This window comes from Cupriavidus ulmosensis (assembly GCF_977008105.1).
In genome coordinates, this window is record NZ_CDRMWP010000002.1 from 1,503,841 (window position 1) to 1,523,738 (window position 19,898).

The 19,898-nt window shown below is 71.0% G+C and carries 16 protein-coding genes; 11 read left to right on the forward strand and 5 right to left on the reverse strand.

The genetic code is table 11. The features are described 5' to 3' along the window. Nucleotides 1-10: 10 nt before the first annotated feature. From ACWTPI_RS26375 to ACWTPI_RS26385, 3 genes are all read right to left on the reverse strand, one after another. The gene (locus ACWTPI_RS26375; RefSeq protein WP_454733189.1) at nucleotides 11-382 is read right to left on the reverse strand and encodes a DMT family transporter; all 372 of its coding nucleotides are present in this window, start codon (nucleotides 380-382) and stop codon (nucleotides 11-13) included. Further along, nucleotides 379-2,163 (reverse strand): glycosyltransferase family 39 protein, encoded by a 1,785-nt coding sequence (locus tag ACWTPI_RS26380; RefSeq protein ID WP_454733190.1) that lies wholly within the window; start codon nucleotides 2,161-2,163, stop codon nucleotides 379-381. Before ACWTPI_RS26380 ends, ACWTPI_RS26375 begins: the two co-directional genes overlap by 4 nt. A 373-nt stretch (nucleotides 2,164-2,536) precedes the next feature. Next, complete coding sequence (locus ACWTPI_RS26385; RefSeq protein WP_020203327.1) at nucleotides 2,537-3,100, reverse strand: HdeD family acid-resistance protein; 564 nt, start codon at nucleotides 3,098-3,100, stop codon at nucleotides 2,537-2,539. Between the two features lie 253 nt (nucleotides 3,101-3,353). Between ACWTPI_RS26385 and ACWTPI_RS26390 the strand changes: the two genes are divergently transcribed. After that, nucleotides 3,354-4,244, forward strand: a complete 891-nt coding sequence (locus ACWTPI_RS26390) for a hypothetical protein (RefSeq protein ID WP_454733191.1) — start codon at nucleotides 3,354-3,356, stop codon at nucleotides 4,242-4,244. Nucleotides 4,245-4,343: 99 nt separating this feature from the next. On the opposite strand, the gene ACWTPI_RS26395 is transcribed toward ACWTPI_RS26390, so the two are convergent. Beyond that, nucleotides 4,344-4,643, reverse strand: coding sequence for a hypothetical protein (locus ACWTPI_RS26395; RefSeq protein ID WP_020203329.1), 300 nt, complete (start codon nucleotides 4,641-4,643; stop codon nucleotides 4,344-4,346). A gap of 367 nt (nucleotides 4,644-5,010) precedes the next feature. Beyond that, nucleotides 5,011-5,949 carry an amino acid ABC transporter substrate-binding protein gene (locus tag ACWTPI_RS26400; RefSeq protein ID WP_454733192.1) on the reverse strand — a complete coding sequence of 313 codons (939 nt, stop codon included), beginning with the start codon at nucleotides 5,947-5,949 and terminating at the stop codon, nucleotides 5,011-5,013. A 279-nt stretch (nucleotides 5,950-6,228) separates the two neighbouring features. Here ACWTPI_RS26400 and ACWTPI_RS26405 point away from each other — a divergent pair, with 279 nt between their 5' ends. The 10 genes from ACWTPI_RS26405 to ACWTPI_RS26450 all read left to right on the forward strand — a co-directional run bounded on the left by ACWTPI_RS26405 (nucleotide 6,229) and on the right by ACWTPI_RS26450 (nucleotide 19,811). Further along, a complete protein-coding gene (locus ACWTPI_RS26405) occupies nucleotides 6,229-6,870 on the forward strand; it encodes a hypothetical protein (RefSeq protein ID WP_155888090.1) in 642 nt (213 codons plus the stop codon). Further along, nucleotides 6,867-7,088 carry a hypothetical protein gene (locus ACWTPI_RS26410; RefSeq protein ID WP_020203332.1) on the forward strand — a complete coding sequence of 74 codons (222 nt, stop codon included), beginning with the start codon at nucleotides 6,867-6,869 and terminating at the stop codon, nucleotides 7,086-7,088. The genes ACWTPI_RS26405 and ACWTPI_RS26410 overlap by 4 nt, the downstream gene beginning before the upstream one ends. Nucleotides 7,089-7,394: 306 nt before the next feature. Beyond that, nucleotides 7,395-9,167: a DUF2138 family protein gene (locus tag ACWTPI_RS26415; RefSeq protein ID WP_454733193.1), complete on the forward strand. Its 1,773-nt coding sequence runs from the start codon at nucleotides 7,395-7,397 to the stop codon at nucleotides 9,165-9,167. Beyond that, nucleotides 9,164-9,865 (forward strand): DUF1175 domain-containing protein, encoded by a 702-nt coding sequence (locus ACWTPI_RS26420; protein WP_155888091.1) that lies wholly within the window; start codon nucleotides 9,164-9,166, stop codon nucleotides 9,863-9,865. Before ACWTPI_RS26415 ends, ACWTPI_RS26420 begins: the two co-directional genes overlap by 4 nt. A 5-nt stretch (nucleotides 9,866-9,870) precedes the next feature. Further along, on the forward strand, nucleotides 9,871-14,640 hold the full coding sequence (locus ACWTPI_RS26425) for an alpha-2-macroglobulin family protein (RefSeq protein ID WP_454733194.1): 4,770 nt from the start codon (nucleotides 9,871-9,873) through the stop codon (nucleotides 14,638-14,640). Between the two features lie 7 nt (nucleotides 14,641-14,647). Then, entirely contained in the window at nucleotides 14,648-16,384 is a 1,737-nt protein-coding gene (locus ACWTPI_RS26430) for a DUF2300 domain-containing protein (protein WP_454733195.1), read from the forward strand. Then, nucleotides 16,381-17,199 (forward strand): YfaP family protein, encoded by an 819-nt coding sequence (locus tag ACWTPI_RS26435; RefSeq protein ID WP_454733196.1) that lies wholly within the window; start codon nucleotides 16,381-16,383, stop codon nucleotides 17,197-17,199. The genes ACWTPI_RS26430 and ACWTPI_RS26435 overlap by 4 nt, the downstream gene beginning before the upstream one ends. A 50-nt stretch (nucleotides 17,200-17,249) precedes the next feature. Further along, nucleotides 17,250-18,092: a YfaP family protein gene (locus ACWTPI_RS26440; protein ID WP_454733197.1), complete on the forward strand. Its 843-nt coding sequence runs from the start codon at nucleotides 17,250-17,252 to the stop codon at nucleotides 18,090-18,092. A gap of 19 nt (nucleotides 18,093-18,111) precedes the next feature. Next, nucleotides 18,112-19,290 (forward strand): MGDG synthase family glycosyltransferase, encoded by a 1,179-nt coding sequence (locus ACWTPI_RS26445; protein WP_454733198.1) that lies wholly within the window; start codon nucleotides 18,112-18,114, stop codon nucleotides 19,288-19,290. Then, nucleotides 19,290-19,811 (forward strand): hypothetical protein, encoded by a 522-nt coding sequence (locus ACWTPI_RS26450; RefSeq protein ID WP_020203340.1) that lies wholly within the window; start codon nucleotides 19,290-19,292, stop codon nucleotides 19,809-19,811. The genes ACWTPI_RS26445 and ACWTPI_RS26450 overlap by 1 nt, the downstream gene beginning before the upstream one ends. The last annotated feature ends 87 nt before the right edge of the window (nucleotides 19,812-19,898 follow it).

Genomic DNA, 19,898 nt, shown 5'->3' on the forward strand with positions numbered 1-19,898 from the left:
GGGATGGCGCTCACGAGCGGGCGATCAGGAACACGCCGGCCAGGATGAGCAGGATGCCGGCCACGCGCAGCGGGCCGATCATCTCGCCGAACAGCCACCAGGCCGCCAGCGCGTTCACCACGTAGCCGAGCGACAGCATCGGGTAGGCGATCGAGACGTCCACGCGCGACAGTCCGACGATCCACACGCCCACGCTCACCACGTAGAGCGTCAGCCCGGCCAGCACCGGCCACTGCGTCAGCACGCGCAGCGCGGTGGCAAGCAGCGTGGCGCGCTCCAGCGTGATGGCGCCGATGGCGTTGGTGCCGGCCTTGAGCAGCAGTTGCGCGCAGGCATTGAGCAGCACGCCGGTGAAGATGAATGCGAAGGTGGAAAGCGTCATGGGGCGCGGTTCGGTTCTGGCTGTGCGGAGGGCTGTGCGGCCGCCGGCGCCTGGCCCGGCAGCGGGAAATTGGCCACCGCCACGCGGCGCTTGTCCTGCGCGATCTTGTACATCGGCACGTTGCGCTCCTGCAGCAGGCGGTAGGTCGCGGCGGACATGATCCCCACGGCGCGCTGGCCATCCTGCCATTTTGCAATAAAGGCATCCAGCGTGGGCAGCCATTTCTGCGGCTCCTGCTGGGTGCCGAACTCCAGCTCGTCGGGCCATTCCACCATGATGGTGGTGCGGCGCAGGTAGTACGGCAGGGTGTGGTCCAGCATGCGCACGCCGTAGATCGGCATGTCGTCGGTCAACACCGCCTCGATGGCGGGCACCATGTCCACGCCGGAGGTCGGCCGGCCCATCACTTCGTGGCCGAGCAGCGCCACCGTGAAGCTGCCGAACAGGCCCACCGCGTAGACCGTGATGCTGACCATCAGGCCCTTGCGGGCCAGCAGCCAGCGCGCGGCGAAGATGGTGACGATCATCAGCGCGAAGGCCGCGCCGACCCACACCGCGAACAGGCGGTACAGCTCGTTGGGGGTGTTGTCGGAATTCAGCGTGGCCACGTACGGGCTGGCCAGCAGGCCGGCCACCGCGATCGCCAGCATGCCGTTCATCTGGCGGCGCCAGCTGCGGTCGTCGATATGCTGCAGCGCCACGCCGGCGAGCATGCCCAGCGCGGGGAAGATCGGCACGATGTAGCCCGGCAGCTTGGAGCCCGACAGGCTGAAGAACACGAAGATGGCGATGGCCCACACCGCCAGCAGCAGCGACGGCTGGAACGGCCGGGTGCCGGTGGCGCGCGCCGCCGCGGCGCCGCCGCGCACCACCTGCCACATGCGCGGCGCCAGTCCCAGCCACGGCAGGAAGCCGGCCACCAGCAGCGGCACGAAATACCAGAGCGGGCCCTTGCGCGAGTGCACCGTGGAGGTGTAGCGCTGCCAGTGCTCGTGGATGAAGAAGAAATGGAGGAATTCGGGGTTGCGCTCCGACACCAGCCAGAACCACGGTACCGTGACGATCAGCATCAGCGCGATGCCGCTGACCAGATGCAGCCGCTTCCACAGGCCGAAGTCGCGTGCGATCAGCGTGTAGATCACCAGCACCAGCCCCGGCAGGGCGATGCCCACCAGGCCCTTGGTCAGGATCGCCACGCCCATCGCCACCCAGCACGCCCACATCCAGTAGCGGCGCGCGGCCGGAGTGGCGGCCGGGTGCTGGGCCAGCAGCATGAACGCCAGCACGCAGGCCATCGCGCCGGACAGCGTCATGTCGAGCGAGTTGAAGTGCGAGGCCACGCTCCACATCGGCGCGGTCACCAGGACCAGGCCGGTCAGCAGGGCGGCGCGGGTGCCGTACCAGCGCGCCGCGGCCTTCATCGACACCACCAGGCCGAGCATGCCGGACAGCGCCACGCACAGCCGCGCCTGCCAGTCGCCCACGCCGAACAGGGTGTACGACAGCGCCGTCACCCACATGTGGAAGGGCGGTTTCTCGAAATACTTGAGCGCGTTGTAGCGGATCGTGACCCAGTCGCCGCTGGCGAACATCTCGCGGGCGATTTCCGCGTAGCGGCCTTCGTCCGAGCGCAGCAGGTGGCGCGCCTCGAGCGTGCCGAACCAGACCAGGAGAATAAGCAGGCTGACCAGGATAATCGCGCCCAGCGGCAGGCCGGCGGATTGCGAAACACCCTGCGCGGTGTTTCGCGAAGCATCTCGCGAGGTCACGGAACTACGCATACATCTCCTGGAAACGGTCGGATGGGCGTCATGGCAATGATGACGGGCGATCCCCGGCGGGGCACGGCATGGCGCCGTGCCGCCGGGTGCGCCGGATCGGCCGTGGGTGTGCCAGTGCATCGCGTGCCGGTGGCCAGCCCGGATCGGGCGGATTCGGGGGCGGCTCGCGTGCAGGAAACACATCACAACGCTGCAGCGGCCGCTTCGGTGGACAACAAGCCGAAGCCATGCCGGCGCAGGCCGCCCGGGCGGTACTCGCCAACGGCAAACCGCGCCCTCTTGTGGCGCGGCGCGCAATGTTAGCACGACCGCCGGGGTTCCCCGCCTGCGGCGGGGGCGGGCGGCGCCCGCGAGGCCCGTCGCGCGCGGCCCGTCAGCCCGGAAGTGGCGCCGCCGGCCCGTTGCGGGCGCCGCGCAGGCGCAGCGCCACGCCGATCAGGAGCACGCCCCAGACCAGCGCCCAGGCCCCGATCAGCCACAGCAGCGCGAGCGCGCCGGCCAGCGGCTGCCACAGCAGCAGGAACGCAAAGACGATGCTGGCCACGCCGGCCAGCACCAGCCACCATTCGTTCGGCATGTCCTTGCGCAGGCGGATGGCGGCCACGATCTGCAGCACGCCGGTGGCCAGCGTCCAGGCCGCGATATACAACAGCAGCGAAAATGCCGTGACCACCGGGCTGAACCACGTCAGCAGCCCCACGCCGAGGCCGAGCAGGCCCTGCAGCGCCAGGATGCCGCGGTCGCTGGCCTCGCGCTGGCTACCCGAGATGGCCATTGCCAGCGCGGTCACGCCGTCGGCCGCGGCAAAGGCGCCGAACACCAGCACCAGCGCGGCCAGCGTGGCAATGGGCGCGAACAGCGCGCAGATGCCGAACAGCAGCGCGAACGCGCCGCGCAGGCCGACGACCCACCAGAGCTTGGCGTAGTAGTGAAGCATGGAAACTCCCTGACGAACGGCAGGCTGCCGCGGCGGGCATGTGGCCTGCATCGACGAAGACCGACAAGACAAGCCAGCGAAAAAGCGCTACTTTCTAGTGTCCCGATGCCGGAGCCCGCCGAACCGGCGGACGCGGGATTCAGGGCACTTGCCAGTACATTGGTCCAGCGCGGGCGCACACGCCTGCCCGCCCTGGCGCGCGGTGCCTTGCCGGGACCAGCGGGGGCGTGAAATCATTCTAGACAGGAATCATGTGAGGACAAAGGCGCAACTGGCCGGGGTGGCCGCCCTGGCGGCGGGACTGCTGGCGCACGGCGGCCCCGCGCTCGCCCAGGCCGCGCCGCAGGGCCAGGCCGCGGCGCAGATGCCGATGGAAGCCGTGGCGCGCTCCGCGGCGTTCCTGTGCGACGCGCCGTGGTTCCGCTCCGGCGCGCGCGTGCAGATGGAAGGCGACGGCGACATGCCCACTTCCATCACCATGACGCTGCGCCACGCCACCAAGAGCGCTGACGGCTGCCGGGCGCAGCTCGAAGTGCGCTCCAAGTCGGCGCTCTCCGCGCTGATGGGGCCGCCGGTCATCATGGACCAGATCCACATGGTCAACATCGAGCGCCGCGCCAGCACGGCCCGGACCAGCATCGAAAGCGAGCATGCCGTGATCAACGCGCAGGGGCGCTATGCCCGCATGTACGGCGAGGCGGCGTTCCGCGGGCAGGGCGTGTTCAACTACGCCGGGCAGGACATTCGCGAAGGCGGCACGCTCGACGGCGAGACCTTCGAGTCCAGCGTCTCGCTGCAGATCTATCCGCTGGGCCGGGACGAAGCCATCGGCAACATGCGCGCGCTCTATGCGTCGATCAACGTCGGCACGCGCCACGTCGGCAAGCGCCAGATGATCGACACCGTGCTGGGCCGCAAGGAATGCATGCCCATCACCTACGAGAAGCGGACCTCGCTGGGGCCGCTGATGGTGGACGAGGAAGTGGTGCAGGTGGAGCCCGCGGTGTTGAACGTCACCGACTGGTACTGCCCGGCGGAGGCCTTCGTCTTGCGCACCGAGGTCCGGCAGCGGGACAAGCAGGACAACAAGGAAAGCAAGGTCGAGCGCATCGACGTGACCGCGCTGGAACTGGGCGCGCCCTGAGCGCTGCCGCACGGTCCGCCATGACCCCGCGCACGAATGCCTGAAAGCATGAAGCCCGCCGGCTGGCGGGCTTCATGCGGTGCGGCCGGCTGCCGCCGGTCAGCTTGCGGCGGCTGCCGAAGCGGCTTTCTTGGTCTTCTTGCCCTTCTTGTGCGATTTCTTGGCGGCCGGTGCCGAGGCGTCGCCGGTCAGGTCGGCGCGCGTGCTCTTGTTCGCGCCCTGGGTGTACGGGTCGAACTTGTCGCCGGACTTGGCGCCCTGGGTATACGGGTCGAACTTCTCGCCCGACTTGGCGCCCTGGCTGTACGGGTCGAACTTCTTCCCGCCGGTCTGGGCCTGGGCAGCCACGGAAACGGCGCCGATGCAAAGCGCGATGGCTGTCGCGACGAACTTGTTCATGGTTTCTCCTGGAAAATGCCGCCTCGCGGCGGTTCGAGTGCGCGGAAAAATCGCCGTGGGGAGATGCGCCTTGCCTGAGCCTGGCCGCCCCTGCCGGTTTGTCCGCTCGGGCCCAGTGTCGCCAACATTTCGCCGGCTTGTCAACTTGCGGCGGTCGGCGTTGTATTGCCGGGAACACGGTTGATGCCGGCCTATGGAAACCCGCTATTGCCGTAGCCGCCGGCTCTTGCTTGCCGGCCGCCGCGAATGTGCGTCGTGCTCCATGCGGAGGGCGCGGCATTGCGGAATTGTGCGTCGCCAGGCGCAAAAAAAATCCCGCGAGCCTGCCGGCTGCGGGATTCCTCGGGGGCGGGACGGACGGGCGCGCTTATTCGGTGGCGACGTCGGAAGGGTGCTTCCACGCCTCGCGCACCTGCGCGCTCGGCGCCAGCGCGAGATTGATGCCGCGCGCCCCGATCGGCTGCTGGAACCACTGCTTCTGCAGCGCCACCACCTGCGGGCCGGCAAACACCGAGGCCAGGGTCTGGTCCACCAGCTGTTTCCATTCCGGGTCGGCGCGCGACATCATCAGCGCGTTCTGCTCGGTCGACAGCGCCGGGCCGACGATCACGTACTGCGACGGATCCTTGGCGCGGGCGCGCAGGCCGGCCAGCAGCACGTCGTCCATCACGAAGGCCTGGGCGCGGCCGGATTCGAGCAGCAGGAAGGACTCGCCGTGGTCCTTGGCGTAGACGTCGTGGAAGCCGTACTGGCCCTTGAGGCGGCGCACGTGGCGGTCGCCGGTGGAGCCGGCGCTGGTCACCACGGTCTTGCCGCGCAGGTCGTCGAACGACTGGATGCCCGAATCCGCGCGCACCAGCATGCGCACCGTCGAGATGTAGTGCGACACGCTGAACGCCACCTGCTTCTGGCGCTCCAGCGAATTCGTGTTGGGCGCGCAGTCCAGGTCGACCAGGCCGTTGACCACGGCCGGGATGCGGTTCTGCGGGGTGAGCGGCATCCAGCGCACCTTGATGGCGTTCAGGCCCAGCTTGACGCGCGCGGCCTCGGCGGCGCGCAGGCACAGGTCCACGGCGTAACCGGCGGGCTGGCCCTTGTCGTCGGCGAAGGAAAACGGCAGCGCCGATTCGCGGTAGCCGAGCACGATGGTGCCGGTGCTGCGGATCTTGTCGAGCACCGGGCTCGCGCCCTGGGCCAAGGCGGCGTGGGGAGCGGCGGCGACGGCGCCGGCGGCAAGCGCGAGCCCGGCCAGCAGGCGGGAAGCGCGCGCCGCGCCGGCGCGGCGGAGGGTGGCAAACGGCAGCATCGTGGCGAAATTCTCAAAAAAACGAAGGCTACGCGCGTTGCCGCAGTGCACAAAGTACATCTTGGTCATAAGCAAATTCGCCGCCGTGAAGGCCAGGCCGGGCTTGGACTGTCTGGCAGGAATGAGCCGGTCGGCTCGATTTCGGCCCGCTTCGCGACACGCGCATCACGGTAGGTGGCAGTCATGGGCGTTCCGGGCGATCACGTTGCCGGAACTGCTGGGCGCTCGGCGGCCTGCCGATCTTGAGAGGGCTGTGCCGAGGCTGCTAAGATCGCCGCCGTGGATGCCAGAGATGATATTACCAAGGCACATTTCAACGGGAAGGTCGATGTTTCATATGACCCGTCCGTCTCTGAAGATACCCGTGCCGCCATGCAGCCTGCCCAGATAGCCCGGCTCGCGGGTGCTATGGACGATTCCCGCATCCAGGTTGCCGAATCCGCAAAGGCCATCTTCCTCACGGTCAGGCACAGGATGCTCACCGAGATGATTCGCGAGATCCGAACGGGAGAAGACGGGCTGGTATTGATCGTCAATGAGTCCTTCTTGTTGAAGACGGAATATCAGAACCAGGGGCTTGGGGTCAGGAGTTTCGCAATCGAGGCCACCGAGGCGTCGGCGCAAGACTTCTCGAAGATCGTCACCGAAGCTGTCGGCAGCCGCGACAGCGCCCACTTCAATGGCTACTACACGTGGCCGCGGCTCGGCTACGATGCCGAACTGGAACCTGGCGAGCGGGCAAGGTTGCCCGAGCCTCTGCAATACGCCACGACGGTCCTCGATCTGATGGACTCCGAGGAGGGACGCGCCTGGTGGTATGAGAACGGGGCCGGCAGATTGATGGAGTTCGACCTGAAGCCTGACAGCCGGTCGTGGGCTATACTCAACCGATACATGCAGGAAAACGGAATTCGGTTATGACGGCGCTTGCCAGCATGCTAGCGAAGAAATTGCGCCCTTCGACGCGCCAGGAGATTGAACGTGCCGCAAAGGGCACGGGAAGGCGTTCGGACCTTAGCTTTGAAGAGGCCGGATTGGCGGGGGAGGTCGAATCCTTGCGAAAGGGCGCGGTGCTTGCCCGCAAAGCAGCCGGGAAGGACAAGACCGTCGTGGTCGTCAGGAAAGGCAAGGCAGCGTAAACGCCAGCAAGAATCGAAGGGGCCGCGCCACAGCGCGGCCCCTTTTCATTTGGACGATCTCATTTGGACGATTCGACACCAAGGTGCGAATCGCCAACGCCCGCCCGGCTCTGCCGCGCGGGCATTTTCTTGCCCGCGGGCGGCATCATCGTGCCGACTGTGTGACAGACAGAGCCGGATCTATCACAAATTTTCACAGCGCCCCGCTTGCGAGGGGATCGATGTGCACGGTACGCTACCGGGCGCGCCGCGTTCGTGACGTAGGGCGACCAAGAGTAGGGCGACCAAGAAAACGGGAAGGGGACCATGAAGATGTCGCGCAGGAAAATCGCGCTTGGCGTGGCCGCGCTGGCGGTTGCCGCGGGCGTGGCGGTGCAGCTTGTCTGGCATCCTTTCGGCCGGCCGTGGAAGGGCCAGCCGCGGCAGGTCGAGCTCGATTTCGGCCGCCCGGACGCGCTGGTCGACAGCGAGAGCCTGTCCAGCCTGCCGCGCGACATGCTGCGCGTGCCGCTGCTGCGCGATGTCCTCACCGAGGACTTCGTCAACTATTACGAGGACAACGAGGGCCGCTTGTCGGTGGCCGGCGCGCTGCGCCGCATCGCCTTCGAGCATGACCTCGACTGGTCCGACAGCCTGCTCAAGCGCGTGTTCGACGAGCCCGGCCGCCTGATGGCGTGGCGCGGCGCCGACGGCACGCTGCGCTACTGGGCGCTGGCGATGGAGCGCAACGGGCTGGCCAAGGTGCTGCAGGCACTGGCCACCGTGGCGCCGGTCGATGCCCAGCTCACGCGCGCCGGCGAGATCGACGGCACGCCGCTCTACACGCTGCGCATCGGCGCCGCGCGCAGCCTGCTGATCGCCGGCAAGGGCGACCGCCTGGTGGTGCTGTCGGAGGCGGGCATGCTGCTCGATGCCGAGAGCAAGCCCATCGGCGCGCGCGCCAAGGCGGTGGCGGCGTGGCTGTCCGACGATGCCGCCGCGCGCGAGGCGCCGCTGCGGTCGTTCGCGCTCGAGCCCGCCAAGGGCGCGCCGAAGGGGCACCGCGCGGTGGTCGGGGTGAACTATCTCTCGTTCGGCTACCAGGCTTTCTTCCCCGGCATCGAAGCGCTGCGCTTCGATTTCGCCGGCGCCGATACCAAGGCCGCCGGCGGCGGCGCCGACTGGAGCAGCGCGGTGCTGGTCGACGGCGCCCGCCTGCCGGACCAGTGGAATGCCGCCGCGCTCTGGCAGGCCCTGCCGGCCGATCCGGCCGCCTGCGCCACCTTGCCGGTCAACTGGCAGGCCGCCGGCAAGATGCTGCAGAAGGTCAGCGGCGCCCAGGACGAACTGGCCGCGCAGGTCGGCCAGGCGTTCGAAGGACCGGCCGCGGTGTGCTGGTACAGCAAGTCCGCGCTGGTCGCGCCGCTGTTCATGGCGCGGCTCAAGTCGGCGGCGGCGGCGGCCGCGCTGCGGCCGCTGCTGGCCAGCCTGTTCGCGCAGGTCATCGGCGCCTACGAGCCCAAGGCCGCCGCCGAGCAGGGCGGCTACGCGCGGCTGCCCGTGCAGGCCAGCAAGGGCGCCGGCGGCGCGGACCTGTGGTCGCGCCCGGTCAGCTCGCCCTACGGCACGCGCGAAGCCAAGGGCGCGCCGTTCGCCGAGCAGTTGTCCGCGGGCGCCTATTTCCCCGTCACGCTGGCGCTGGCCGGCGATACCGTGCTGTTCTCGCCGGACGCCACGCTGGTCGACGACGCGCTGGCGGTGCGCGGCAAGCGCTTCCCGGCGGCGGCCGACACCATGCCGCGCGAGCAGCAGGCCCGCACGGTGCTGAGCTTCACCCCGTCCACGCTGGCGCCGCTGGTGCGGCGCGAGGCCACCAAGGCGCTGCCGGCCGAGCAGGAAGCGCTGTTCCTGAACGCGGCGCGCGCCCATCTGTTCCCCAAGCTCAAGGCGCTCGGCGCCTATCCGGCGATGTCGCTGGTGCTGGCCGACAGCCTGCCCTCGGGCCGCGCCTGGGTGCCGGTGACGTGGCGGCAGTCCGGCGCGCCGCGCGGCGTGCTGGCCAGCGCGGCGCAGCCGCGGGCGGCGGAGGCCGCGCAGTGACGGCAGCGTTGCGCGGCCGGCGCGCCGCGCTGGCGGTGCTGGCCGCCGCCGGCCTGCCGCTGGCCGGCATCGGCCGCGCGCTGGCGCTGTCGGGCCTGGCGCCCGACGTGCCCGCGGCCGATCTGCTCGATCCCGCGCAGTCGGCGGTATTCCGCGCGTGGTTCGTGCGCATCGTCGGCGAGCAGTTGCGGCAGGGCCCGACCCCGCGCTGGTACCAGCGCGACTGCGCCGGCCTGGTCCGCTTTGCCGTGGGCGAGGCGCTGCGCGTGCACGACGCGCGCTGGCTGCGCGCCAACGGCATGCAGGGCGCGGCCTCCGCGCGCCAGCTTCCGCCCGAGCTGAATCTCACCGCGGCCCAGCGCACGCTCGGCCAGCGCTGGACGCGCGCCGACGGCAGCACCGGTGCCTATGCCTCGGCGCTCGCGCTGGTGCAGGGCAACAGCCGCTTCGTCGCGCGCAACGTCAATCTGGCGCTGCCCGGCGACCTGCTGTTCTACGACCAGGGCGACGAGCAGCACCTGATGATCTGGATGGGCCAGTCCCTGGCCTACCACACCGGCACCGTGACCCGCACCGACAACGGTCTGCGTGCCGTCACCCTTTCCCGCTTGATGCAATGGAACGATTCGCGCTGGCAGCCGCAGGACGGCAATCCCAATTTCATCGGCGTATTCCGTTTCGCTTTTTTGTCGAGGTAAAGACGATGCCTGTCGTCATGACGCGCACCCGCGCGCTCCTGCGTTCCGTGACCGCCCGCCTGCTGCTGGCGCTTGCCCTGCTGGGCGCGGCCCACGCCGCCAGCGCCGAAGGGCAGCCGGGCGCCACGCTCGACACGGTGCCGCCCAGCGGCTACGCCGCGTTCCAGGGCCAGCCGTTCTTCCTGCTCTCGGACGCCAGCTTCGGCAGCGACCAGACCGCGCAGGTGCGGCTCGAAGCGCCGGGCCGCGAGTACAAGGCGGAACTACAGCGCTACGGCGGCGCCGACATCCTGGTCTACCGCGTGGCCGATCCGCTTGCTTTCCTGCGCGCGCAGAAGAACCTGCACCGCATCGACGTCAAGGCCAGCTACCGCGGCGAAGGGCTGGCAAACACGCTGTCCTACCTGTGGGACAGCTGGTACAAGCAGGCGCGCCGCGCGTGGCAGCGCGTGCTGTCGTTCGCCACGCGCAGCAAGGCGGTGGAGGACGCGCCGCAGTTCAGCATGGGCGACCAGATTGCCCAGCCCACGCGCTTCGAGAACAACCCGCAATATGAGCCGCTCAAGGGCTATGACGTGGTGGCGCGCTTCCGCTACCCGATCTGGGACGCCAAGGAGATCGCGCCGCCCAAGGACGTCAAGCTCGAAGGCAGCAGCAGCGAATTCCTGCCGCGCGACGCCGGCAACGTGATGGTGCCGCTGGGCAGGCTCAAGCCGGGCCTGTACATCGTCGAAGGCATCATCGGCACCTACCGCGCGCATACGCTGCTGTTCGTCTCGGACACCGTGGCCATCACCAAGAGCACCGCCGACGGCATGCTGGTGTGGGCCGCGCAGCGCAAGAGCGGCCGCCCCGTGAGCGGCGCCAGCCTGGCGTGGACCGACGGCCTCGGCGTGCTGCAAAGCGCCACCACCGGCGCCGACGGCGCGGCGGAACTCGCGCACGCCAGCCCCGAGCGCAGCTACCTGCTCGGCGTGGACCCGGCGGGCGGCGCCTTCATCTCGGAAAACTTCTACTACGACAGCGAGATCTACAACACCAAGCTGTTCGCCTTCACCGACCGGCCGCTGTACCGCCCCGGCGACGAGGTGCGCGTCAAGTTCATCGGCCGCAATTTCCGCAGTGCCACCGAGTCGGCGCCCGCCGCCGCCGGCGACATCAAGCTCGAGGTGCTCGACCCCAACGGCGCGCCGCTGGCCTCGCTCGGCACCGTGCTCAACGCCGACAACGGCGCCGACGCGCGCTTCACGCTGCCGGCCAACGCGCTGGCCGGCGGCTACACGCTGCGCTTCGACTACGGCGGCAACACCTATGGCGGCGCTTTCCGCGTGGCCGAATACATCAAGCCGCATTTCGACGTCAACCTCGCGCTCGATAAGGCCGACTACGCCACCGGCGAGGCCGTCAAGGGCAAGATCCAGCTGCGCTATCCCGACGGCAAGCCGGTCAAGGACGCCAGGCTGTCGGTCAGCCTGCGCGCGCAGCAGGTGACGATGGTCGAGGGCGAGCTGCGCTACGCCGGCCTGTTCCCGGTCAAGCTGGAGCAGCAGGAACTGACCACCGACGGCAGCGGCAACGCCACGCTCGCGCTGCCGGCGGCCAGGGAGCCGAGCCGCTACGTGGTCACGGTGTTCGCCAACGACGGCGCGGCCTACCGCGTCAAGGTCACGCGCGAACTGCTGATCGCGCGCGGCGCCACGCCGTACAAGCTGACCGGCCCGGCCAACTTCACCAACGCCGGGCAGAGCGTGACCTTCACGCTGCAGGCGCTGGCCGCCCAGGCGCCGGCGCCGGCGCAGGCGCCCGCCAGCTGGGAACTGGTGCGGCTCGAATCGCGCGCGCGCACCGAGGGCAAGCTGGGCGCGGCCGCCAATGGCGCGCTGTCGTTCCCGGTGAAGTTCGACCAGCCGGGCTCGTACACGCTGTCGGTCAAGGACGCCGCGGGCAACCTGCTGGCGGCGGCCAGCCACTGGGTCGCGGGCGAGGGCCTGCAGACCGTGCCCGGCAATATCGAGATCGTGTTCGACCGCGACCGCTACCACCTCGGCGACACCGCCGAGGCGCTGGTGACGTTCCCGCTGGCGGTGGAGGACGCGCTGCTCACGCTGGAGCGCGACCGCGTCGAGCGCCGCGGCCTGCTGTCCAGGGGCGGCGACTGGCTCTCGCTGGAAAAGGTCACGGACCGGCAGTGGCGCGCGCGCATCAAGGTCGGCAACGGCTTCAGCCCCAACATGACGTTTTCGGTGCTGTACGTGAAGGACGGCGACTACGTGTTCCAGAACGCCGGCATCGCCGTGGTGCAGCCGACCATCGACCTGGCGGTCAAGAGCGACAAGCCGGTCTACGCGCCCGGCGAGACCGTCACGCTGGACCTGAGCAGCGCCTTCGGCGGCAAGCCGGTGCCGGCCAACCTCACGGTCAGCGTGGTCGACGAAATGGTCTACGTGCTGCAGCCCGAGATCGCGCCGAGCATCGTCGACTTCTTCTACCATCCACGCCGCAACAGCGTGCGCACCACCTCCAGCCTGAACTTCATCGGCTACGACCTGGCCGTCTCCGGCCAGCAGGGCGGCGCCGGCCCCGAGCGCGGCCGCTACAACGAGCGCGGCGTCAAGGTGCTGGAGCGCCCGCGCCGCGACGAGAAGGACACCGCCGCGTGGGAAGCCAGCCTGCGCACCGGCGCCGACGGGCGCGCGCGCATGACCTTCACCATGCCGGACTCGCTCACCCGCTGGCGCATCACCGTGCGCGCCATCGCCGCGGATGGCACGGTCGGCCAGCGCACCGCCAACATCCGCTCGGACAAGGCGCTGTACCTCAAGTGGACCGGCCCGCAGCGCTACCGCGCCGAGGATGCGCCGCGCATCGACATGGTCGCCTTCAACCAGGGCGAGCAGGACGTCGCCGCCGACCTCGTGGCCACAGGAGCGGGCCTGAACGTCAGCCAGAGCGTCACGCTCAAGCGCGGCGCCAACTACGTGCGCCTGCCGGTGGCGCCGGGCGCGCTGCGCAGCGGCACGGTCAGCGCCGAGATCCGGCAGCAGGGCAAGGCGGTGGACCGCCTGCAGACCACGCTCACGGTGGAGCCCACCGGCTGGCTGTCGCAGCGCGAGCTGACGCTGCCGCTGTCGGGCGCCAACGCCGCGTTCAAGCTGCCGGCCGACGCGCAGGACGTGCGCCTGCGTTTCGTCGACAGCGCCGCCAGCCAGTTCGCCCGCGTGGCCGACGACCTGCTGGCCTATCCCTACGGCTGCACCGAGCAGACCGCCAGCCGCCTGATTCCGCTGGCGCTGGCCCAGCGCAGCCTGGCCGCGAGCGGTGCCAATACCGGTGGCGACACGCAGGGCCTGGACGCGCTGGTGCGCACCCAGCGCCAGCGCCTGGCGCTGCTGGCCGGCGTCAACGGCCAGTTCGGCTGGTGGGGCGACACGCTCGGCAACAGCGCGCTGCTGACCGCCTACGCTTACTACGCCGACTGGCTGGCCGCGCGCGCGGTCGGCGTCAGCCTGCCGCCCGACCACTGGAAGCGCACGCTGGACGCCTACAAGCAGAGCATGAAGGAGCCGCCGCTGCACCGCGTGCTGGCGCTGTGGTTCATCAACGAAATGGGCCTGCCGGTGGCGACGCAGCTGGGCGGCGTGTCCGCCGAGCTGGGCCGGCCCGGCGGCGATGCAAGCGCCGCCGTGGGGGCCGGCGACAGCCTGGTCTTCGCCGCGCCCGATTCGCCGCAGGGTCGCCGCGTGGCCACCGTGCTGGCCGCGCAGCTCTACAAGCAGATCGGCCAGCCCATGCCCGAAGGGCTGGCAAGCGCGGCCGACGCCGCGCGCCAGGCGCTGGCCGCCGATCCTTCGCCGCTGGTGCAGAGCCTGCTGCTGATGGCCGGCAAGGGCGCCGCCGCCTCGGACGTGCAGGCGCTGCTGTCGCGCGCCGGCGCCGCCAGCCCGACCATCGATCGCGCCGTGACCCTGGTGTGGCTCGACAAGGCGCTCGGCGGCGGCCTTGGCCGCGGCCTGTCCGGCGAGGCCGGCGCCGCGCCGCGCGCGCCGCAAGGCAACTGGCAGGCCGCGCGCGGCCCGCTCGGCCTGCCCGAATGGCGCTGGGCCGGCGCGCAGTTGCCGGAGGCGCTGACGCTGGCCGCGCCGCCGAACATGGACGCGGCCTCGCAGTCGTACAACACCAATGCGGTGGTGTCGTACCGCAGCCGCGCGCAGGAGGCGCCGGGCCTGCCGGTGGGCATCGAGCGCAAGCTCTACCGGCTGGTGCCGGGCGGGGACGAGGGCAAGACCGACAAGGCCGACAAGGGCGGCAAGCCGGCCGATCCCGCCGCCGCCGGCACCGCGGGCCTGGCGTTCTCGGCCAGGCCGGTCAAGCCGGGCGACAAGCTCGACAGCAATACGCTCTACGTCGACGAGATCGTGCTGAGCCCGCGCCAGGGCACCTACCGCTACGGACTGGTCGAGGCGCCGCTGCCGCCGGGCGGCGAAGTCGAGGGCACCACCTGGGGCCTGCGCATCGAAGGCCTGCCCGACCCCGACAACAAGGCCACCGGCCTGCAGCCGTTCCAGCGCGCCGTGACCTACGAGATGGGCATGCTGTCGTACCACCAGCCGGTGGTCGCGCTGGAGCGGCCCGTGGTGCTGCGCCAACTGGTGCGGTTCTCGCTGCCGGGCAAGTTCAGCCTGCCGCCGGTGCGCTACTTCCGCATGTACCAGCCGGAGGCCAAGGCCCTGCAGGGCGACGGCAAGACCGCGGCCTTCCCGCTGACGGTGGAGTGAGGCCGGCATGCGCGCGGCCGTGACGGCAGGCAGGGCGGGGCGCCGCGGGGCGCGCCGCTTGGTGCATTGTCTTGCGCTGCTGATTTCCTTGTCCTGCGTCGCGCCCGCGTTCGCCGCGGCGCAGGCGCAGGGCGGCGAGCCGCTGCGCTTCGCGCGGCTGGCCGGCGGCGAGGCGCGGCTCTACCGCCTCGGCGGCGGCGGCGAGAGCGCGCCCGCGCCGTTGCCCGCCGGCCTGCGCACGCCGCTGGGCAGCGTGTGGAAGCTGTTCGTCTACAGCTACCTCGTGGGCCGCGACCAGCGCACCGAGGACTACACCTGCCGCGGCGGCGACCCCGAGGAAGTCTATTGCTGCACGGCCGGCCAGGGCATCGACCGCGAGCATGCGCTGGTGCGGTCGTGCGGGCGCTATTTCGAGCCGCGCCGGCTGGGTCTGTCGGGCGCCGACTGGCGCCGCTTCTGGCAGGACGCCGGCGCGCCCGCCTGGCTGCAGGACATGCAGGCGATGCGCCCGGAGCATGCGGTGCCGGTGGCCGAGCTGCTGGCGGCGCTGCACGCGGTGCCGCCCGCCGCGCAGCAGGCCGCCTCGGCCACGCTGGTGTCGGTGCTGACCGTGGGGCGCGGCGAGGGCACGCTGGCCGACTACGGCAGCCTGCTGCGCGCCAAGACCTGGACCATGCCCGATCCGGCGCGGCCGGGCGCGTCCATCGGCGGCGCGGCCGGCTGGCTGGCCGACGGCAGCCCGGCGTGGCTGGGCGGGCAGGGCGCCAGCGCCAGTGTGCTGCGGCGCGCGGCGCCGCTGCTGCGGCTGCTGCTGGCCGCGGTGCCGGTGCCCGACGACGGCGCCTGCGTGCTGGTCGACCTGTTCGAGCGCTACCCGCTGCGCGATGTGCGCGGCGCCGATGGCAAGGCCGCGCCGGCCGGCCCGCTCGACGGCAGCTTCCGCGCCGAGTTCGCCAACGGCAACAGCGCGCGCGTGGCAAGCCGCGGCGAGCTCAGCCTGCTGCGCCCGGCCGGCGCCGCGCCGCGCGTGGTCGGGCGCTTCGGCCTCAACGACTACGTGGCGCGCGTGGTGGAGCGCGAAGGCGACACCGCCGAGCCCGAGGCGGCCCGCGCGCTGGCCGTGGCCGCGCGCAGCTACCTGGTCCAGCAGGCCGCGCGCGAGCAGGGCTGCTTCCGCATCGCCGACAGCAGCCGCACCCAGCGCGTGCTGCCGCGTCCCGCAGGCGCCGCCGCGCGGCGCGCGGCCGACCAGACCGACGCGCTGGTGCTGTCCGGCGTGGCCGTGCGCTACCACCACGATGCCGGCGGCCAGGGCCGCATGGCATGGACCGAGGCCCGGCGCGCGGCCGCGCAGGGGCAGGCGTTCGACGCCATCCTCGCGCGCTGGTGGCCGCAGGCCACGCTGACCTCGTTCCAGAGCCCGGTGGCCGGCGACTGCCTGGCGGTGGCCGGCGCGCGCCAATGGCTGGCGCAGCGCGCGCCGCAATGGCAGCGCCGGCTCGGCGCCGAGCCCGGCTTCGAGGCGCCGCCGCTGCCCGCCGTGTGCGAGGTGCGCGAAGGCCGGCCCTATGCCGACGCGCGCCGCAACCGGCTCTACATCCACCGGCTCGCCAGCGAGGACGACCGCATCGCGCTGGCGCACGAATACCTGCATCTCGCATTCGCGCGCCATCCGCGCGGCCAGGACGAGTCGTTCGTCGAAAGCCTCGCGCGCCGGCTGGTGCGCACGGAAGATCCCTCATGACCCGCCACTCTCTTTTTTCGCGTTGCTGGCGCCGCGTGGCGCTGGCTTGCGCGCTGGCGCCGCTGGCGGCCACGGCCGGTCCGGTGGCCGACCTCGACGGCCCCGCCGGCGGCTGGCGCCACAGCGGCCTGTCCAGCGAGCTGGAGCGCTACACGGCGGCCTATCCCAAGCCGCCGGTGGACCGCGGCGCGCAGAAATACCGCACGCTGATCGAAGGCCGCCTGCGCCAGGCCGGCAGCGCAGGCCGCAAGCCGCCCACGCTGGTGGTCAACGGCAACGCCATGCCGCTCTATGCCGACGAGCAGGGCCGCTTTGCGCGGCCGTGGGCGTTCGGGCGCGGCTCCAACAGCGTGGAGATCATTTCCGCCGACGGCGCCGCGCGCCAGCGCCTGCAGTTCTACGAGGCCGACGCCACCAAGGTCCAGGCCAGGCTGCGCGCGGTGCTGACGTGGGACGATCCCAAGGCGGAAGTCGACCTCCATGTGATCTCGCCCGAAGGCGGGCACGCTTTCTGGGCCAGCCCGCTGCTGGCCGAGGGTGGCGGGCTCGACGTGGACAGCGTGGACGGCGCCGGCCCCGAGATTTTCTCCAGTGCCGCGCCACGCCCCGGCGTGTGGCTGTTCTACGTGAACTACTGGGGCAACTTCGGCGCGAGCGGCTACAACTTCCAGTCCGGCGCGAACGCGCGCGACCTGATCACCGCCAAGCTCACGCTGATCTACAACGAAAACACCCTCAACGAAAAGCGCGAGACGCTGGTGATGCCGCTGCGCAAGCTGGGCGAACTGGCGCTGATGAAGTCGGTGCGCTTCTGAAGCCCGCCGCCGGGAAAGACAATGCCCGCAAGGGCGATGGGACCGTGGATATGCATCGCAAGCCGAACCTCGTTCTAGCCAGCCTGATCCTGCCGCTGCTGGCCACCGCCGCGCACGCCGGCGACGCCATCGAGTTCACCACGCCGCGCAACGGCTGGCGCAACGCCGCCGGCGACACGGCTGCCTACACGCAGGAGGTCCACTATCCGGCGGTGTCGGTGTCCACGCCGGCGGGGCAGCCCGCCAGCGCGATGATCGCCGGGCGCATCCGTGCCTCGCCCAAGGCCGACGCGGGCGATGCTGGCGATGCGGCCGGCGCCGCCGCGCCGGCAGCCCGCGGGCGGCGCGGCGCCGGCCAGGTCGCCACGCTGGTGGTCAACGGCGTCGCCATGCCGCAGCGGGTGGAAGAAGACGGCAGCTTCTCGCGGCCCTACGCCTTCTCCGGCGGCAGCAACAGCGTGGAGATGCGCACCGCGCAGGGCGCCGGCAAGCGCGTGCAGTTCTACGACGGCTACCAGGGCCGGACCCGCCCGCGCCTGCGCGTGGTACTGTCCTGGGACAGCGACGCGACCGATCTCGACCTGCACGTGGTGGCGCCCGACGGCCAGCATACCTTCTACGCCAACCGCGTGGCCGGCAACGGCGGCGCGCTCGACGTGGACGTGACCACCGGCTACGGGCCGGAGATCTACTCGATCGCCGCGCCGCCGCCCGGCACCTACCTCGTCTACGTGAACTACTACGGCAGCGGCGCGGGGCCCGAGGCGATCACCGTGGCGCAGGTGGCGGTCATCACGGACGAGAACACGCCCAACGAAAAGCAGCAGGTCTTCCGCGTGCCGATGCGCAAGCCCGGCGAGCTGACCCTGATCAAGTCCTTTGTCATGAAGTGACCCGGAACCGATGCCCCCGATGCCGCCCCCGCCGCCGCACAAGATCCTGTTTCTCAGCGTTTCCGCCGGCGCCGGCCACATGCGCGCGGCCGAGGCGCTGCGCCTGACCGCGCAGGCCGAATTCCCCGAGGTGCGGACCCTGCATCTCGACGTGATGGGCTACGTGCCCGCCACCTTCCGCAAGCTCTACACGGATTTCTACATCAAGCTGGTCAACAGCTATCCGGCCCTGTGGGGCATGCTTTACGCTCACACTTCCGAGGCCGATCCGGCCGCGCCCATGCAGAAGCTGCGGCGCGCCGCCGAGCGCCTGAGCACGCGCGCGCTGCGCCGCGCGATCGACGAGTTCGCGCCGGACGCCATCGTCTGCACGCATTTCCTGCCGGCCGAGATCCTGATGCACGAGGTGCGCCGCCAGCGCCTGGCGGTGCCGGTGTGGGTGCAGGTGACTGATTTCGACCTGCACGGCATGTGGGTGATCCCGCATATGACCGGCTACTTCGCCGCCAGCGAGGAGATCGCCTTCCGCATGCGCGCGAGCCGCATCGAGCCGGACCGCGTCCATGCCACCGGCATCCCCGTGGTGCCGGCCTTCACCGCGCCGCAGGACCGGCAGGCCTGCGCCGCGCACTTCGGGCTGGACCCGGCGCGGCGCACCATCATGCTGATGGGCGGCGGCGCCGGCCTCGGCGGCCTGGACGAGGTGGCCGGCGCGCTGCTGGGGCTGGACCACGACTTCCAGCTGATCGTCATGGCCGGGCGCAACGAGGCCGCGCTGGCGCGCCTCGGGGCGCTCGCCGCCGCCCGGCCGGGCCGGCTGTTCCCGTTCGGCTTCACCGACGAGGTGGCGCGGCTGATGGCCTGCTCCGACCTCGTCATCACCAAGCCGGGCGGCCTCACCACCTCCGAGTGCCTGGCGATGGGCGTGCCGATGATCGTCAACGCGCCGATCCCCGGGCAGGAAGAGCGCAATGCCGACTACCTGCTGGAGCAGGGCGCGGCGCTCAAGTCGGTGGACCTGGTCTCGCTCGAATACCGCGTGCGCCTGCTGCTGGCCGAGCCGGCGCGGCTGGCGCAGATGCGCGAGCGCGCCCGCGCGCTGGGCCGACCGGCGGCGGCGCGGCGCGTGCTGCAGACCGTGCTGGCGCAACTGCCCGGCCGGCCGCAGCCGGCGCCGGCGCTGGCGGGGGCGCACTGATGCGCTCCCTGAACCTCTCGGCCCTGCCGCGGCAGGCGCAGGCCTGGCCGCCGCGCCATCCGCTGGCGCTGGTGCTGACGGTCGGCTGGACCCTGCTGATGGCGTACTTCTTCGCCAACGTCGAGATCCAGATCGAAGGCGCCGCCGGCTGGGCCGCCAACCTGCCGACCTGGCGCATCGAGCGCCACTGGCTGCTGGACATCTTCTGGGGCGGGCGCCCCATGACCGGCTATCACGCCTGGGTGTTTCCGTGCGTGGCGCTGTTCTTCCATTTCCCGCTGCTGTTCGCCGGGCGCTGGAACTGGCGCGCCGAGGCCCGGGTGCTCGCCTGCATCATGCTGTTCTGGATCACGGAGGACTTTCTCTGGTTCGTGCTCAACCCGGCCTACGGCGTGGCGCGCTTCGCGCCGGCGTTCGTGCCGTGGCATGTCCACTGGCTGGGCGGCGCGCCGACCGACTACTGGGTCGGCCTCGGCGCGGCGGCGGCGCTGCTGTGGTTTTCGTGCCGGCGGCCGGGCTGAACCGGGCTGAGCCGGGGGAGCGCACGAGAACGGGGAATCGGGCAGTGGCGGGAAAGTGACGCGGCGGGCGGGTACCGCACCGCGGCG

Coding starts and splice junctions, on each gene's coding strand:
- ACWTPI_RS26375 (WP_454733189.1), bottom strand. CDS start 382: ATGACGCTTTCCACCTTCGCATTCATCTTCACCGGCGTGCTGCTCAAT.
- ACWTPI_RS26380 (WP_454733190.1), bottom strand. CDS start 2,163: ATGCGTAGTTCCGTGACCTCGCGAGATGCTTCGCGAAACACCGCGCAG.
- ACWTPI_RS26385 (WP_020203327.1), bottom strand. CDS start 3,100: ATGCTTCACTACTACGCCAAGCTCTGGTGGGTCGTCGGCCTGCGCGGC.
- ACWTPI_RS26395 (WP_020203329.1), bottom strand. CDS start 4,643: ATGAACAAGTTCGTCGCGACAGCCATCGCGCTTTGCATCGGCGCCGTT.
- ACWTPI_RS26400 (WP_454733192.1), bottom strand. CDS start 5,949: ATGCTGCCGTTTGCCACCCTCCGCCGCGCCGGCGCGGCGCGCGCTTCC.
- ACWTPI_RS26410 (WP_020203332.1), top strand. CDS start 6,867: ATGACGGCGCTTGCCAGCATGCTAGCGAAGAAATTGCGCCCTTCGACG.
- ACWTPI_RS26415 (WP_454733193.1), top strand. CDS start 7,395: ATGAAGATGTCGCGCAGGAAAATCGCGCTTGGCGTGGCCGCGCTGGCG.
- ACWTPI_RS26425 (WP_454733194.1), top strand. CDS start 9,871: ATGCCTGTCGTCATGACGCGCACCCGCGCGCTCCTGCGTTCCGTGACC.
- ACWTPI_RS26430 (WP_454733195.1), top strand. CDS start 14,648: ATGCGCGCGGCCGTGACGGCAGGCAGGGCGGGGCGCCGCGGGGCGCGC.
- ACWTPI_RS26435 (WP_454733196.1), top strand. CDS start 16,381: ATGACCCGCCACTCTCTTTTTTCGCGTTGCTGGCGCCGCGTGGCGCTG.
- ACWTPI_RS26440 (WP_454733197.1), top strand. CDS start 17,250: ATGCATCGCAAGCCGAACCTCGTTCTAGCCAGCCTGATCCTGCCGCTG.
- ACWTPI_RS26445 (WP_454733198.1), top strand. CDS start 18,112: ATGCCGCCCCCGCCGCCGCACAAGATCCTGTTTCTCAGCGTTTCCGCC.
- ACWTPI_RS26450 (WP_020203340.1), top strand. CDS start 19,290: ATGCGCTCCCTGAACCTCTCGGCCCTGCCGCGGCAGGCGCAGGCCTGG.